Annotated in this window: 15 protein-coding genes; all 15 read right to left on the reverse strand. The window is 32.2% G+C overall.

Annotated elements, in window-relative coordinates; all coding sequences use genetic code 11:
- Genes sucC through leuC form a run of 15 tightly spaced genes read right to left on the reverse strand, consistent with a single transcriptional unit; the run spans position 1 to position 16,329 of the window.
- Entirely contained in the window at positions 1–1,161 is a 1,161-nt protein-coding gene (gene sucC / locus AC5SLT_RS06235; RefSeq protein ID WP_494591740.1) for an ADP-forming succinate--CoA ligase subunit beta, read from the reverse strand.
- Positions 1,161–2,123: a malate dehydrogenase gene (gene mdh / locus AC5SLT_RS06240; RefSeq protein ID WP_011281563.1), complete on the reverse strand. Its 963-nt coding sequence runs from the start codon at positions 2,121–2,123 to the stop codon at positions 1,161–1,163. Before mdh ends, sucC begins: the two co-directional genes overlap by 1 nt.
- 8 nt (positions 2,124–2,131) lie before the next feature.
- Entirely contained in the window at positions 2,132–3,625 is a 1,494-nt protein-coding gene (locus AC5SLT_RS06245; protein ID WP_011281564.1) for a CoA-acylating methylmalonate-semialdehyde dehydrogenase, read from the reverse strand.
- A 24-nt stretch (positions 3,626–3,649) separates the two neighbouring features.
- Positions 3,650–4,423, reverse strand: coding sequence for a succinate dehydrogenase iron-sulfur subunit (locus AC5SLT_RS06250; protein WP_011281565.1), 774 nt, complete (start codon positions 4,421–4,423; stop codon positions 3,650–3,652).
- Positions 4,423–6,195: a succinate dehydrogenase flavoprotein subunit gene (sdhA, locus tag AC5SLT_RS06255; RefSeq protein WP_494576722.1), complete on the reverse strand. Its 1,773-nt coding sequence runs from the start codon at positions 6,193–6,195 to the stop codon at positions 4,423–4,425. The genes AC5SLT_RS06250 and sdhA overlap by 1 nt, the downstream gene beginning before the upstream one ends.
- Positions 6,195–6,521 carry a succinate dehydrogenase, hydrophobic membrane anchor protein gene (sdhD, locus tag AC5SLT_RS06260; RefSeq protein WP_018413620.1) on the reverse strand — a complete coding sequence of 109 codons (327 nt, stop codon included), beginning with the start codon at positions 6,519–6,521 and terminating at the stop codon, positions 6,195–6,197. The genes sdhA and sdhD overlap by 1 nt, the downstream gene beginning before the upstream one ends.
- Position 6,522: 1 nt before the next feature.
- A complete protein-coding gene (gene sdhC / locus AC5SLT_RS06265; protein ID WP_011281568.1) occupies positions 6,523–6,906 on the reverse strand; it encodes a succinate dehydrogenase, cytochrome b556 subunit in 384 nt (127 codons plus the stop codon).
- Positions 6,899–7,900: an aspartate-semialdehyde dehydrogenase gene (locus AC5SLT_RS06270; protein WP_494591742.1), complete on the reverse strand. Its 1,002-nt coding sequence runs from the start codon at positions 7,898–7,900 to the stop codon at positions 6,899–6,901. Before AC5SLT_RS06270 ends, sdhC begins: the two co-directional genes overlap by 8 nt.
- A gap of 20 nt (positions 7,901–7,920) precedes the next feature.
- Positions 7,921–9,030 carry a dimethylsulfoniopropionate demethylase gene (locus tag AC5SLT_RS06275; RefSeq protein WP_494573984.1) on the reverse strand — a complete coding sequence of 370 codons (1,110 nt, stop codon included), beginning with the start codon at positions 9,028–9,030 and terminating at the stop codon, positions 7,921–7,923.
- Positions 9,027–9,803, reverse strand: coding sequence for an alpha/beta fold hydrolase (locus AC5SLT_RS06280; protein ID WP_494591744.1), 777 nt, complete (start codon positions 9,801–9,803; stop codon positions 9,027–9,029). Before AC5SLT_RS06280 ends, AC5SLT_RS06275 begins: the two co-directional genes overlap by 4 nt.
- Positions 9,800–11,428 carry an acyl-CoA synthetase gene (locus AC5SLT_RS06285; protein ID WP_271499539.1) on the reverse strand — a complete coding sequence of 543 codons (1,629 nt, stop codon included), beginning with the start codon at positions 11,426–11,428 and terminating at the stop codon, positions 9,800–9,802. Before AC5SLT_RS06285 ends, AC5SLT_RS06280 begins: the two co-directional genes overlap by 4 nt.
- A 1-nt stretch (position 11,429) precedes the next feature.
- Entirely contained in the window at positions 11,430–13,193 is a 1,764-nt protein-coding gene (locus tag AC5SLT_RS06290; protein WP_494591746.1) for an acyl-CoA dehydrogenase C-terminal domain-containing protein, read from the reverse strand.
- Positions 13,194–13,219: 26 nt separating this feature from the next.
- Positions 13,220–14,326 (reverse strand): 3-isopropylmalate dehydrogenase, encoded by a 1,107-nt coding sequence (gene leuB, locus AC5SLT_RS06295; protein WP_494591748.1) that lies wholly within the window; start codon positions 14,324–14,326, stop codon positions 13,220–13,222.
- Positions 14,313–14,924, reverse strand: coding sequence for a 3-isopropylmalate dehydratase small subunit (gene leuD, locus AC5SLT_RS06300; protein WP_011281572.1), 612 nt, complete (start codon positions 14,922–14,924; stop codon positions 14,313–14,315). Before leuD ends, leuB begins: the two co-directional genes overlap by 14 nt.
- A gap of 1 nt (position 14,925) precedes the next feature.
- Positions 14,926–16,329 (reverse strand): 3-isopropylmalate dehydratase large subunit, encoded by a 1,404-nt coding sequence (gene leuC / locus AC5SLT_RS06305; RefSeq protein WP_494591749.1) that lies wholly within the window; start codon positions 16,327–16,329, stop codon positions 14,926–14,928.
- Positions 16,330–16,338 lie beyond the last annotated feature (9 nt).

A 16,338-nucleotide genomic window follows, 5' to 3' on the forward strand; every position in this document is an offset into this window, starting at 1 on the left:
CTATTTTATAGCCTTAACTATTTTTTTTGCAGCATCATCCAAATTTTCTGCTGAAATTAATTTTAATCCTGAATTATCTAAAATTTCTTTTCCTTCTTTAAAGTTTGTTCCTGCAAGTCTAACTACTAATGGAACACTTATATTTATTTCTTTGGCAGCATCAACAACGCCTTGAGCAAGTACATCACATCTCATAATTCCCCCAAAAATGTTTATTAGTATGCCTTTAACATTTTTGTCCGAAAGAATAATCTTAAGAGCAGCTGAAACTTTTTCTTTTGAAGCTCCTCCTCCAACATCTAAAAAGTTTGCTGGCTCTTCACCATATAATTTAATTATATCCATTGTTGCCATTGCAAGACCTGCTCCATTGACCATGCAGCCAATGCTTCCATCTAGCTTTATGTAAGCAAGATCGTGTTTACTCGCATCTATTTCTGCAGGATCTTCTTCATTTAAATCCCTAAGCTCGATTATTTCAGGATGTCTAAATAAAGCATTAGAGTCAAAATTAACTTTTGCATCTAAACAAATTATTTTTTTTTCTTTAGTTAATATTAGTGGGTTAACTTCAATCATGTTGGCGTCTGTGCCTAAAAACATTTTATATACTGATTTTATCATTGCTATTGCTTGTTTTTTTGCATCAACAGCTAAAGCATAAATTGCAATTATTTTTTCACAGTCAGCATCAGAAATTTCATCAGTAATATCTATTTTAGTTGTTATAATTTTTTCTGGAGTTTTTTCCGCAACTTCTTCAATGTCCATTCCACCTTGATCGCTGGATATAAATACTATTTTTGAACTTGCTCTATCTACTAAACAAGATAAATAAAATTCTTTATCAATATTAGAGGACTCTTCTACATATAATCTTTTTACTTCTCTTCCTGCTGGGCCAGTTTGATGTGTTACAAGTGTTTTTCCTAATAATTCTTTTGCGGCAACGCTCAGTTCTTCAATAGTATCTAAAATTTTTACACCTCCTGCTTTACCTCTTCCACCAGCATGGATTTGTGCTTTTAAAACAAATTTTTCTGTTTTTAATGATTTTGCTTTTTCAATCAACTCATCAACTGTAAAAGCAAAAACTCCTTCAGGAACTACCGCTCCATATTTTTTTAGAATTTGCTTGGCCTGGTGTTCGTGAATATTCATTATTTAGAAAGATCTGGATCTATTTTAGATGCAGCTTCCCATAATGCTTTCACAGCATCTATAGAGTGCATAAATTCTTTTTTTTCTTTTTCATCTAAATCTATTTGCTCTATTTTTTCAACACCATCTTTACCAATTATTACTGGTACACCAGCATAAACATTACTAACTCCATATTCACCATTTAAATGAACTGCACATGGAAGTAATTTTTTTTCATCTTTTAAATATGCTTCTGCCATTTGTACACCTGAAGCTGCTGGTGCATAAAATGCAGAACCTTTTTCTAGATATTTAACAATCTCAGCTCCTCCATCTCTAGTTCTTTGATTAATTTCTTCTAACCTTTCTGGAGATATTTTTCCTTCTTTAACTAAGTCTAATAATGGTTTACCTGAAACTTTTGTAAATCTTGGTAGGGGAACCATTGTGTCTCCATGACCTCCCATAACCATTGCTTCAATTTCTTTTACCGGAACATTAAGCTCTAGAGATAAAAATAATTTAAATCTTGAGCTGTCCAAAATTCCTGCCATTCCAACTACTTTATTTGCTGGTAAGCCTGAAAATTTTTGAAAGGCCATCACCATAACGTCTAGTGGATTTGTAATGCATATTACAAATGCATTGGGTGCATTTTTTTTAATACCCTCTGCTACTTGTTTAATAATTTTTAAATTAATACCTAATAAATCATCTCTGCTCATTCCTGGTTTTCTTGGAACTCCTGCAGTGATTATTATTACATCTGAATCTTTTATATCTTCATAATTGTCTGTACCTGAAAATTTTACATTAAAACCATCAACAGAGGAAGATTGAGCTATGTCTAGTGCTTTTCCTTTAGCTATACCACTTGCAACATCAAAAAGTACCACCTCATCAGCTACTTCTTTAGTTCCTATTAAGTGAGCAAGAGTGCCCCCAATTTGACCTGCTCCTATTAAAGATATTTTTTTCATTTCTCTCCTTATTTCATTGTTGGCATGACAAATTCTGCATTAGATCTTATTCCAGAAGGCCATCTTGATGTTACTGTTTTAAGCTTTGTATAAAATTTAATTCCTTCAGCTCCGTGCATTGCACTATCTCCAAATAATGATCTTTTCCATCCACCAAAACTATGGAATGCCATTGGTACAGGTATTGGAACATTAATTCCAACCATACCAACTTGAATTTTACTAGCAAACGTTCTTCCAGCATCACCATCTCTTGTGTAAATGCTTACTCCATTACCATACTCATGGTCGTTAATTAACTTTGTTGCTTCTTCAAAAGTTTTAACTCTTATGACTGATAATACAGGTCCAAATATTTCTTCTTTATAAATTCTCATATCCTTTTTAACGTGATCAAATAAACAACCCCCTATAAAAAAACCATTTTCATATCCTTGAAGTTTTATATTTCTTCCATCAACAACTAATTTAGCACCTTCTTCAACTCCAAGATCAACATAACTTTTTACTTTTTCTAAATGTTCTTTGGTAACTAGTGGACCCATCTCAGATGTTTTATCCATACCAGGTCCTACTTTTAATGCTTCAGCTTTTTTTGATAAACGAGCAACTAGCTCATCACCTATATCTCCTACAGCTACTGCTACTGATTGTGCCATACATCTCTCTCCTGCAGACCCATATGCAGCACCCATTAATCCATTTACCGCACCATCAAGGTCACAGTCAGGCATTACAACTAAATGATTTTTTGCACCACCTAAAGCTTGAACCCTTTTTTCATTTTTTGCAGAGTTTTCATAAATATATTTTGCAATTGGTGTTGAGCCTACAAAGCTTACAGCTTTGACATCTTTGTTTGTTAAAATCGCATCAACAGCTTCTTTATCTCCATTAACAACATTAAAAACACCATCTGGTAGTCCTGCTTCTGTTAGCAATTCTGCTAATCTTAGTGGGCAAGATGGATCTTTTTCTGACGGTTTTAAAATAAATGTATTTCCACATGCAATAGCAATAGGAAACATCCACATTGGCACCATTGCAGGAAAATTAAAAGGTGTAATTCCAGCAACAACTCCAAGTGGTTGTCGCATAGACCAACTATCTACATTTGTTCCTACATTTTCTGAAAATTCTCCTTTAAGTAAATGTGGAATCCCACACGCAAATTCAACAACTTCTAGTCCTCTTGTTAAAGAACCTTTGGCATCTTCATAAACTTTCCCATGCTCTGAAACTATTAACTTTGTAAGTTCATCGGCATTTTTTTCTATTAACTCTTTAAATTTAAACATTACCCTTGCTCTTTGAAGTGAGGGTTTTAAAGACCAAGTTTCAAAAGCTTTTTGAGCTACTTCTACAGCTTTATCTAGATCAGTTTTACTGGCTAATCTTACCTCAGACTCTTGTTCACCAGTTGCTGGATTAAAAACTTTACTTTTTCTGTCAGAAGAGCCCGAAATTAGCTTTCCGCCAACAAAATGTTCTAATAAATTCATGAATGGTGTTATTTAAAGGGGTAATTAGCTTGTTGCAAGCATTTTTTTCAATTCAGCTATAGCTTTTGCTGGATTTAATCCCTTTGGACAAGCATTAGTACAATTCATAATAGTATGACATCTATAAAGTTTAAGCTCATCAGCTACTTTTTTTAATCTCTCTTTTTTTTCATCATCTCTACTATCAACTATCCATCTATAAGCCTGAAGTAAAACTGCAGGACCTAAATATTTATCACCATTCCACCAATAACTTGGACAAGATGTTGAGCAGCATGCACACATGATACATTCATATGCACCGTCTAATTTTACTCTGTCTTCTTTAGTTTGTAATATCTCAGTGGTTTCAACTTTTGTATTTGTTTTTAGCCATGGCTCGATTGATTCATACTGTTTGTATAATCCACTTAAATCACCAATTAAATCTTTTTTAACTTTTAAATGAGGTAATGGATAAATATTTATATCACCTTCAATTTCTGAATGAGGCTTTGTACATGCTAAACCATTTTTACCATCCATATTCATTGCACAAGATCCACAAACTCCATGTGCACACGATCTACGATAAGCTAATGATGGGTCAATTTCGTTTTTAATTTTATTTAAAATATCTAATACTTTTGAAGGACAATTATCCATATCCACTTCATAGGTATCTACTCTTGGGTTTTCTCCATTTGAGGGATCCCATCTGTAAACATTTACTTTTCTAATATTTTTTGACCCAGTCTTATCTTGGTAATAATTACCTTTTTGAACTTCTGAATTTTTAGGTAAATTTATTTGAACCACTAGTAAACTCTTTCTTGAGGTGGAAAGTATTGAACTTCATTTGTTAAAGTTGTTTTAGTAACTGGTCTGTATCCAATTTTTGAATCTTTTCCATTGCACCAAGCAATAGTGTGTTGCATAAATTTTTCATCATCTCTTTTTGGGAAATCTTCTCTTGCATGCGCACCTCTACTCTCTTGTCTATTATAAGCAGAATCCACTGTTGTAATTGCTTGTCTTATCAAATTATCAAATTCCAATGTTTCCACTAAATCAGTATTGAAAACAAGTGACTTATCTTTTACAGAAATTGACTCCATTCCATCATATGCTTTTCTAATATTATCAACACCTTCTTTAAGCGTTTTTTCTGTTCTAAAAACAGCACACTTTGATTGCATAGTTTTTTGCATTGAAAGTCTAAGTTCTGCAGTACTATTTTCACCATTAGAGTTTCTTAATTTATCAAATCTTTCTAAACATTTTTCTGTTTCAGTCTCTCCTATATCCTCGTGTGGAGTTCCTGGTTTTACAAGTTCTGCAGCTCTCTTGGCTGCAGCTCTTCCAAATACAACTAGGTCAATTAAAGAATTAGATCCCAATCTATTTGCTCCATGAACAGAAACACAGGCAGCCTCACCAATTGCCATTAATCCTGGAACTGTTTCAGAATCATTTCCTGTTAATACTTCAGCTTTATAGTTTGTTGGGATACCTCCCATATTATAATGAACAGTGGGCACTACTGGTATTGGCTCCTTAGTTACATCAACATTTGCAAATAATCTTGCTGCTTCCGTTATTCCTGGAAGTCTACTTTCAATAATATTTTTGTCTAAATGACTTAAGTGTAAATGAACATGATCCTGTTCTTTACCCACACCTCTTCCTTCGTTAATCTCAATTGACATTGATCTACTTACTACATCTCTAGATGCTAAGTCTTTAGCTTTTGGTGCATAACGCTCCATAAATCTTTCACCTTTTGAATTAACTAAATATCCACCTTCACCTCTAACACCTTCAGAAATTAAAGTTCCGTGCCCATAAATTCCTGTTGGGTGAAATTGTACAAATTCCATATCTTGTAATGGTAAGCCTGCTCTTAAAACCATTGCATTTCCATCTCCAGTACAAGTGTGTGCTGAAGTTGCAGAATAATAAGCTTTTCCGTAACCCCCTGTTGCAATTATTGTGCTGTGCGCTCTAAATCTATGAATTGTTCCATCATTTAAATTCCAAGCAATAAGACCTTTGCATTCACCATCCTTCATTAATAAATCTAAAGCAAAATATTCAATAAAAAATTCAGTGTTATGTTTTAAAGCTTGTCCATAAAGAGTATGAAGTATTGCGTGTCCAGTTCTATCTGCAGCTGCACATGTTCTTTGAACAATTCCATTACCATAATTTTTTGTCATTCCACCAAAAGGTCTTTGGTAAATTTTGCCATCATCAGTTCTGCTAAATGGAACTCCATATTTTTCTAACTCTATAACAGCAGCTGGAGCTTCTTTACAAAGATACTCAATACTATCTTGGTCACCTAACCAGTCAGCACCTTTAACAGTATCATACATATGCCAACGCCAATCATCTTCACCCATATTCCCTAAAGATGCAGAAATTCCTCCTTGAGCAGCTGAGGTATGACTTCTTGTTGGAAATACTTTTGAAATGCAGGCTGTCTTTAAACCAGCTTCACTTAAACCAACAGCAGCTCTTAGACCTGATCCTCCGGCACCAAGTACGATGACATCGTATTCATGGTCTATTATTTTATATGAGCTCATTAGTTTAAATTCAATATTACAGTTATTGTTATAATTGGCATTATTATAGCAAAAATATTAAGTACTTTGTTTGCGGCATTTTTGATTTTTTCATTCTGAATATAATCTTCAAATACCTCGCTAATACTTAGGGCAGAAAAAAAGTAAGCAAATACTAGTGTTAAAGAAACTAAAATTTTAGATGGTTGAGTGGTAAAGAAATTAACAACCTCAATATAATCTTTATCAAAAATTGAAACTAAATTTAGAATAAACCAGATCATTAAAGGTACTAAAATTACTGAACTAATTTTCATGAACAGCCATTTTTTTGTTACAGAGTTCATTTTAAATAAAATTCCTTCCTAATAGATAAAATAGAATTGTAAAAAAAATAGATCCAAAAATTACAAATAAACCTGTAATCTTTGTGGTCTTTAGTTCAAAACCATAACCAAGATCCATTACTAAATGTCTTATTTCACTCAATACCTGAAAGCTAAAAGACCAAGTTAAACAAATAATAATAAATTTTCCAAAAATAGATTGCAAAAATAATTTTGTTAGATCGTAGCTAGATTCTCCTAACAACAAAGAAAATATCCACAAACAAATTACTGTTATTGCAAATATATTAACTATTCCTGTAATCCTATGAGAAATAGAAACCAAAGAAGATATGTGCCATCTATAAATTTGAATGTGTGGTGATAAAGGGTTGTTATTATCCATTATTCTTCCTAATTAAAAGCTCAGCTATTTCTACTGCATTCAGTGCAGCACCTCTTAATAAATTATCTGATACTATCCACATATTGAGTGTATTTTTTTTTGTTTTATCTTCTCTAATCCTAGAAATATAAGTTTCATTTTTACCTTCTGCCTCTAAAGGAGTAATGTAGCCTCCATCTTTTCTTTTATCATACACCTCACATCCCTCTGCACTATCTAATAAAGAGTGTATTGTTTGTAAGCTGAATGGTTTTTCAAATTCAATATTTACAGATTCAGCATGAGAAACTAGCACTGGAATTCTTACGCATGTTGCAGTTAGCTCAATTTTGTCATCTAAAATCTTTTTTGTTTCGTTAACCATCTTTAATTCTTCTTTTGTGTAACCATCATCTGCAAAAACATCTATGTGAGGAATTGCATTAAATGCCATTTGTTTAGTAAAATTTTTAGAATTTATTTTCTTTTTATCTAATGATAATTTAGTTTGTTCAATCAATTCATCCATTGATGCTTTACCACCACCAGATACAGATTGATAAGTTGATATAACTACTCTTTTTATATTAAATTCATCATGTAAGGGTTTTAGAGCTATTACTAATTGTGCTGTAGAACAGTTTGGATTAGCAATAATATTTTTTTTTAAAACATTAATTGCTTCTGGATTCACTTGTGGAACAATTAAAGGTACATCTTGATCCATTCTAAAAAAGCTAGAATTATCAATTACTGTAGTATGTTTTGCTGCTTTTTCTGCATATTTTTCTGATATTTTTCCACCAGCTGCAAAAAAGGTAATTTCAGCTTTTGAGAAATCATAAGTCTCTAAGTTAAAAATCTCATGCTCCTTACCATTAAAATTTACTTTTTGACCAGCACTCCTTGGAGAGGCAACTAAAAATAATTGGTCTATTGAAATTTTTTTCTGCTCTAATACTTCGAGCATTTTTCTTCCAACATTACCTGTGGCTCCTACAATTGCTATATTCATGATATTATTTTACTTTTATACTAGATGAAGGGTAAATCACAAACGTTTCCATTAATGGTATTATCGTTTATTTGAATTTTAAAGCCTTGAGATGCTTCCCAGTGGGATTTCTTGATCATTGCTATGCCTATAACCTTTTGAAAATGAGGTGAATAACAAGCCGATCTTAATTCACCAATCACATTATTATTTTCATCATATATGTTTTTTGATCCAGTAAGACTAATTTCTTTTATATCAATTTTAACTCCCCTTAATTTTTTTTGGGGTCCTTTTAATTTTATTTCTTTCAATTTTTCTTTTCCTAAAAAATTTATATCACTATCTAAGCTAACATATTGATCAAAACCACATTCAAATGGATTGTCGTTATTATCAAAGTCATTACCATAAGATAACAGTGCACTCTCAATTCTCTCTATTAAATTCGGACATCCTGGCCCTACATTAAATTCTTTTCCAACTTCAAAAAGATGGTCATACAATTTTTGTCCTGACTGTGTGTTTTCAACGTATACTTCATATCCTCCTTGTTTAGACCATCCTGATCTAGCTATAAGGTGCTTTGTGCCTTCAAAATCAAAATAATCAAACCCAAAGAATTTTAGCTCAGTAATTTTTTTTCCAAAAACTTTTTCCATTAACGCAAAGGATTTTGGACCTTGTATTGCCATAATATCAACTACTGGTTCTACAATTTTAACATCAAATTTGTGTCCTGATGCTAAGCCTTTGGCAAAAAAGATTACATCTGAATCTGCTATTGATATCCACCATTTATTTTCATCAAGTTTTAAAACAACTGGGTCATTAACTAAATTTCCATTTTCATCTATTATTGGACAATAATAACATCTGCCTATTTTAGATTTTGATAGATCCCGACATGTCATCAATTGTACTAACTCTGCCGAGTCTTTTCCTGATATTTCTACTTGTCTTTCTGCAGCGACATCCCATATCTGAACATGTTCTTTTAAATGTTTGTAGCTATTCTCTATTGATCCAAATGCAGCAGGTAACAACATATGATTATATATTGTGTATGCTGTGACTCCTTGCTTCTCTATTCTTGAGGTATAAGGAGTACTTCTTAATCTTCTTGATTTTGCTATTGAAAAATTTTTCATTTTTTTAAAAATTCAGAGATCTTTTCTCTCATTTCAAAAGCTTTTTCAAACATAATCATGTGTCCACAATCTTTTATTATATGAGTTTTTGAATTAAGAACGAGCTCTGCAAATTTCTTACCTTTTTCAATATTGACCATCTTATCTAGCTCACCAAAAATAAATAATGTGGGACACTTGATTGACTTTAACGCCTCAGATCCATTTTTATAATTATTACAAGCTATAAGATCGATGGCTAAAACTTCTCTAATATTTCTTGGAGAATTAATAATTTTTTCCACAGGATTACCTCCAATGAATTTTTTATAATTCTCATAGCTCCATTTCATCATTAACTGAACTGCTTTATCATCTCCATTTTCAGCAAGATCAATTAAATCTTGATTAACAGGCATTCTGTAAGAACCACCTATAAATATTAAATTTTTAACTCTTTTAGAATACCTTAATGAATATTCCAATGCTTCCAAACACCCTTGGGAATGACCTATAATTGTTAATTCAGAAACATTAAGTTTTTTAAAAACTTTTTCTAACCAATCTGAAATTTCTTCTATTGATTTTAAACAATCACCTTCAGAATTTCCATGTCCAGGTAAATCTATTGCTAAAACATTATAATTTTGATTTGATAAATACTGTTCTGTTAAGGACCAAACAATGTGTGAGAGACCACTTCCATGCAGCAAAACTATTGTGGATTTTTTTTTATCAATACTTTGGCCTGAATCTGATGCAAAGACTTTTTTGTTGTCTACTTGAAAGATCAACTTAATTCCTTAACTTTCTTTCTAAGTTCAAATTTTTGAATTTTTCCTGTTGAAGTTTTTGGTAAATCACAAAAAATAACACTCTTAGGAAGTTTAAATCCTGCCAATGTTTCTCTACAAAAATCTATTATTTCTTTTTCTGTTGCTGGCTTATCTTTAATTAATTCAACAAAAGCACAAGGTGTTTCTCCCCATTTTTCATCTGGTTTAGCAACTACAGCTGCTAAAGAAACTGAAGGGTGTTTTGCAATTGCATTTTCAATTTCTATTGAAGAAATATTTTCTCCTCCAGAGATAATAATATCTTTAGATCTATCTTGAATTTTTATATATCCATCAGGATGGGTCACAGCTAAATCTCCTGAATGAAACCATCCACCTGCCATTGACTTATCTGTTGCTTCTTTATCCTTGTAATATCCCTTCATAACAATATTCCCTCTAATCATAATTTCACCCATAGTCTTTCCATCTTTAGGTACTGGCTTCATTGTTTCTGGATCCATTACAATAGCGCCCTCTGTGTTTGGGTAACGTACACCTTGCCTTGCTTTGATTTCATTCTTTTTATCTTTTTCTAAAGAATTCCAATCATCATTCCACGCACACTGCAACATATGACCATAAGTTTCTGTTAATCCATAAACATGCATAACCTCAAAGCCAAGATTTTCCATTTTTTCAAAAATAATACTTGGTGGAGGTGCACCTGCAGTTAAAACATTGACTTTTCTTTTTAGGGCTTTTTGATCTTCCTTAGGAGCATTAACAATCATATTTAAAACTATTGGAGCTCCACCAAAATGTGTTACTTCATATTTATCAATTAGTTCAAACATCTTTTTAACATCAATATTTCTTAAACAAATTACTCTTGCGTGCAGCATTGCTAATGTCCAAGGATAACACCAACCATTGCAATGAAACATTGGGACAACACATAAAAAATTTAATTTGTTAGGCATATTCCAAGCTGTAACACTACCTGTTGCCATCAAATATGAGCCTCTGTGATGATAAACTACTCCTTTTGGGTTTCCAGTAGTTCCTGACGTATACCCTAATGAAATGGCTTCCCATTCATCTTTTGGTTTTTTCCATTCATAATTTTCATTACCTGTGTTTAAGAAACTTTCATATTCAAGTTCACCTATTTTTTTAAAAGAACTTGTGTCTATGTCCTGGTCGTCAATATCAATAATTGTAATTTTATTTTTAACATTTTTTAAAGCCTTCTCAATTACATCATGAAATTGTCTATCTACAATTAAAACCTTTGCATCACTATGTTGTAAAATATAACTTATAGTATTGGGGTCTAGTCTTGTATTGATTGCATTAATTACTGCCCCCACCATAGGTATTGAATAATGTGCTTCAAAAATTTCTGGTGTATTGAAAGCCATTATAGAAACTGTATCTCCAGTTTTCACACCCAATTTATCTAATGCGCTAGCAAACTTAACACATCTTTTATAAACTTCTTCCCAAGTATACGACCTACTTTCATAAACTAAGGCTTCATAATTTGGATATATATCTTTAGTTCTTTCTAAGAATGTTAAAGGAGAAAGAGGAACATAATTAGCCTCATTTTTATCTAAATTTGTATCGTAATGACTCATATTAACTAAATTTAAAATTCATTATATAGTCACTTCCTGATGTGGCTGTTTTAAAATGACTTTCGGCTCTTGGTAAAACTCTTTTAAAATAAAAATTTGCAGTCTGTATTTTATCTTCATAAAAGTCTTTGTTTTGTTCGTAATCTTTAAAACTTACCTCTAAAACTTTTATCCACGCATGTGCTATGGACACAAACCCCAATGCTTTTAAATAGTCATTGCATGCTGCGCTTGCATCGTCTTTTGAGTTTTGCACTTTTTCTTTAATCCAATCAGTAAAAGTAGATAATATCTCTAGATGCGTTTTTAATTCTTTTATAAAAGGTTTTAATTTTTCATTTTCACTACTGCAATCATTCTTTATCAGTTCCAAATATTTATCGATTATATCACCATTTTTATTTACCAATTTTCTAAAAACTAGATCAGCTGCTTGGATAGAATTTGTTCCCTCATAAATTGGGGTGATTCTATTATCTCTATATAATTGCTCTATACCTTGATCTTTCGTATAGCCATAACCACCATGAACCTGCATAGCCTCACTAGTTATTTCCATTCCCATATCACTAAACATCGTTTTAACCACAGGTGTCATTAACGACACAAGATCTGAAGCTTCTTGTTTAATTTTTTCATCTGGGTGATAAAGGCTAACTTCTGTTTGTTGAGACAGCCAAAAACATAAAGCTCTTTCGCCTTCAATAATAGATTTCATATTAAGCAAAGATTTTCTAATATCTGCATGTTCAATTATAAAATCTGCTCCATTAGTTGATTTTGTATTATTTGTTTTTCCTTGTTTTCGTTCTTTTGCGTAACTCAAAGAGTTTTGATAGGCAATTTCAGAAATCCCCAAGCCTTGAATTCCTACAACAATTCTCTCTAAATTCATCATAGTAAACATTGCGTTTAAGCCTTTATTCTTTATTCCGATCATATAACCAGTTGCATCATCAAAATTTAATACACATGTAGCAGAACCTTTAATTCCCATTTTACTTTCTATAGACCCTGTAGAAACTCCATTTCTAGCTCCAATAGATCCATCTTCATTTACTAAAAATTTAGGCACTAAGAATAAACTTATTCCTTTTGTGCCTGCTGGTGAATCAGCTGCTCTTGCAATAACTAAGTGGATAATATTTTCAGTTAAATCTTGATCACCTGATGTGATAAAAATTTTCTGTCCACTTAACTTAAAAGTTCCATCAGATTGTTCAATAGCTTTAGTTTTTAAAAGACCTAAATCAGTTCCACAAACTGGTTCAGTAAGGCACATCGTGCCACTCCATTTACCTTCAACCATTTTTGGAAGGTATTTTTCTTTTATTTCATCTGTAGCGTGATGAGAAATACAATTATATGCACCAATACTTAACTCACTATAAAGTTTAAATGATAAACTTGCAGATGATAACATTTCGTCAAAAAAAGCACTTACGGTTTTTGGCATTCCTTGTCCTCCATATTTTGGATCACAAGAAAGTGAAGTCCAACCATCTTCTATATATTTAGAATAAGCTTCTTTGTAGCCTGGCGGTGTTCTAACCACACCATTCTCTAGAACTGTTGGATTTTCATCACCTAATTTTGCTAATGGTAATATTAAGTTTTGATTAATCTTGGCTGCTTCTTCTAAAATATCTTTTACTAATTCTGAATTAACCTCTTTATACTTTTCAAGATCATTATAATTTTTATTATTTCTTAATTTATCAAAAAGAAACATCATGTCTTCGACTGGAGCAGTATAATTTGGCATTCCAGAACTCTAGAATAATTATTTAATTATTGCAATTTTGAAATGATTGCATCACCCATAGCTGATGTTGATACTTCTTTTTTTCCCTGAGAAAGAATATCTTTTGTTCTAAGACCATCATTTAAGACATCTTGCACAGCCTTTTCTAAAGCATCAGCTTCACTATCTAAATCTAAAGAGTATCTTAAAGCCATTGCAAAACTTAAAATTGAGGCTATTGGGTTTGCGATTTTTTTTCCAGCAATATCCGGTGCAGAACCATGAATAGGCTCATACATAGCTCTCATTTCTCCATCTTTATTTTTTGCACCTAAAGAAGCAGATGGTAATAAACCTAGAGATCCCGTTAACATTGAGGCTTGATCGGAAAGCATGTCTCCAAATAAATTGTCCGTAACAATTACATCAAACTGCTTTGGGTTTTTTAATAATTGCATTGCACAATTATCAGCAAGCATATGACTTAATTCTACATCTTTATATTCTTTGTCGTGTAGTTCTTGAACTTCTTCTTTCCAAAGTTGTCCTGCTTCCATTACATTTGACTTTTCACATGAAGTAACTCTATTTGATCTCTTTCTTGCTAGATCAAAAGCTACTTTTGCAACTCTAACTATTTCGCTAGTTGTGTATGAATGGGTATTAATCCCTTTTCTTTCACCATTTTCTATCGGCTTAATTCCTCTTGGTTCACCAAAATAAATTCCACCTGTTAATTCTCTGACTATCATAATATCTAATCCAGACACGATTTCTGGTTTTAAAGTTGAGGCATCAACTAATTGTTCAAAACAAATTGCAGGTCTTAAATTTGCAAATAGTTTTAATTCTTTTCTTAATTTTAATAAGGCTCTTTCAGGCTTTTTTGAAAACTCTAAGTTATCCCATTTTGGTCCACCAACTGCACCTAACATAACAAATTCACTTTCTAGAGCTTTGTAAAAAACTTCATCCGTGATTGGTGTCCCATGTTTGTCATAAGAACAACCTCCAGCTAAATCTTCATCAATTTCAAAATCTAGAGATTTATTTGAATTCAACCATAAAATAACTTTTTTAACTTCTTGAATAACCTCGGGTCCAATACCATCCCCTGGAAGAAGTAAAATTTTTCTTTTTTTAATTTTTATCATTAAATATCCATGGTTTATTATTTTTTAGATTTTCTTCAAAAGTTATAATTTTTTCTTTTTTGGCTAACGATAGTGCAATATCATCAAGTCCTTCTAACAAACATTTTTTCTTAAAAGGATCAATATCAAACTTGATTTCACTATTTCCAAAAATTATTTTTTCTTCATTTAAGTCTATTGAAATTTCTTCTTTTCTTTTTGAATACTCTGATAATTCTTTTATTTTTTCTTCTGGCAGAGTAATTGGTAAAATTCCATTTTTGAAACAGTTGCTGTAAAAAATATCGGCATAACTAGAGCTTATCACACATGTTATTCCAAAATCTAGAAGTGCCCAAGGTGCATGTTCCCTTGATGAGCCACAGCCAAAATTTTTTCCTGCGATTAATATTTTTGATTGATTGTGAGGTTTTTGATTTAGAATAAAATCTTTAATTTCATTTCCATTATCATCGTATCTCATTTCAAAAAATAAGTTTTTTCCTAACCCTGTTCTTTTAATCGTTTTAAGAAATTGTTTTGGAATAATCATATCTGTATCAATATTTACTATTGGTAAATATGCTGGGATACTAGTAAGTGAATTAAATTTTTGCATTTTAGTTTTGATACTTTCTAACATCATCTAAGTTTCCAGAAATTGCAGCTGCAGCTGCCATTCCAGGACTTACTAAATGCGTACGCCCACCTCTTCCTTGTCGACCTTCAAAGTTTCTGTTTGAAGTTGAGGCGCATCTTTCTCCTGGTTTTAATTTATCAGCATTCATGGCCAAACACATAGAGCAACCTGGCTCTCTCCATTCAAAACCTGAAGCTATAAATATTTTATCTAAACCTTCCTGCTCTGCTTGTTCTTTAACCAAACCTGAGCCCGGAACAACCATTGCCTGAACATGGGACGCTTTCTTTTTATCTTTTAATATTTTGGCAGCTTCCCTTAAATCTTCAATTCTACCATTTGTGCAACTTCCTATGAAAACCTTATCAATCTTAATATCTGTAGCTAGTGTATCAGCTTTTAAGCCCATATAATTTAATGATCTTTCTAAAGAGTTCTTTTTATCTTCATCTTGTTCATTTTTAGGATTTGGAACTTTGCCATCTATAGTGATTACATCTTGTGGAGAAGTTCCCCAAGTAATCATCGGTAAAATATCTTCTGCAACTAAGTTGATTTCTTTATCAAATTTAGCTCCATCATCAGTTTTTAAACTTTCCCAATATTTCATAGCCTTATCCCAATTTTCATTTTTTGGAGACATCGGTTTACCCTTTAAATATTCAAATATTTTTTCATCAGGAGCAATTAACCCTGCTCTTGCTCCACCTTCAATTGTCATATTGCAAATTGTCATTCTTTGCTCAACACTTAAGGATGAAATTAGGCTGCCTGAATATTCTATAACAGATCCTGTTCCACCTGCAGTACCAATAACACCTATAATTTGTAAAATTACATCTTTTGAAGTCACGCCAATTGGAAGCTTTCCATTTACATTTATTCTAAAATTTTTTGCTTTTTTTTGCACTAAGGTTTGAGTTGCTAAAACATGTTCAACTTCAGATGTGCCTATACCAAAAGCTAGGGCTCCAAATGCTCCATGGGTTGCTGTATGACTATCTCCACAAACAATTACTGTCCCTGGTTGTGTAAATCCTTGCTCTGGTCCAATAATATGAACTATACCTTGTCGTTTATCATTCATTCCTAAATATTGAATTCCAAACTCTTTACAATTGTTTTCCAAGGTATCTACTTGAATTTTTGACTCTGCATCAGCAATACCCTTAGATCTATCAGTAGTTGGAACATTATGATCTGCAACAGCTAGGGTAAGACTTGGTTGTCTTACTTTTCTATTTGCATTTCTTAATCCTTCAAAAGCTTGTGGGCTTGTTACCTCATGTACTAAATGTCGATCAACAAATAATAGTGCTGTACCATCATCTTGTTGATCTACTAAATGATCATTCCAAATTTTATCGTAAAGAGTTAAAGGCATTGAAAAAAA

The sequence above is a fragment of the Candidatus Pelagibacter sp. PS_11 genome, from assembly GCF_059417975.1.

Coding starts and splice junctions, on each gene's coding strand:
- sucC (WP_494591740.1), bottom strand. CDS start 1,161: ATGAATATTCACGAACACCAGGCCAAGCAAATTCTAAAAAAATATGGA.
- mdh (WP_011281563.1), bottom strand. CDS start 2,123: ATGAAAAAAATATCTTTAATAGGAGCAGGTCAAATTGGGGGCACTCTT.
- AC5SLT_RS06245 (WP_011281564.1), bottom strand. CDS start 3,625: ATGAATTTATTAGAACATTTTGTTGGCGGAAAGCTAATTTCGGGCTCT.
- sdhA (WP_494576722.1), bottom strand. CDS start 6,195: ATGAGCTCATATAAAATAATAGACCATGAATACGATGTCATCGTACTT.
- sdhD (WP_018413620.1), bottom strand. CDS start 6,521: ATGAACTCTGTAACAAAAAAATGGCTGTTCATGAAAATTAGTTCAGTA.
- sdhC (WP_011281568.1), bottom strand. CDS start 6,906: ATGGATAATAACAACCCTTTATCACCACACATTCAAATTTATAGATGG.
- AC5SLT_RS06270 (WP_494591742.1), bottom strand. CDS start 7,900: ATGAATATAGCAATTGTAGGAGCCACAGGTAATGTTGGAAGAAAAATG.
- AC5SLT_RS06275 (WP_494573984.1), bottom strand. CDS start 9,030: ATGAAAAATTTTTCAATAGCAAAATCAAGAAGATTAAGAAGTACTCCT.
- AC5SLT_RS06285 (WP_271499539.1), bottom strand. CDS start 11,428: ATGAGTCATTACGATACAAATTTAGATAAAAATGAGGCTAATTATGTT.
- AC5SLT_RS06290 (WP_494591746.1), bottom strand. CDS start 13,193: ATGCCAAATTATACTGCTCCAGTCGAAGACATGATGTTTCTTTTTGAT.
- leuB (WP_494591748.1), bottom strand. CDS start 14,326: ATGATAAAAATTAAAAAAAGAAAAATTTTACTTCTTCCAGGGGATGGT.
- leuD (WP_011281572.1), bottom strand. CDS start 14,924: ATGCAAAAATTTAATTCACTTACTAGTATCCCAGCATATTTACCAATA.
- leuC (WP_494591749.1), bottom strand. CDS start 16,329: ATGCCTTTAACTCTTTACGATAAAATTTGGAATGATCATTTAGTAGAT.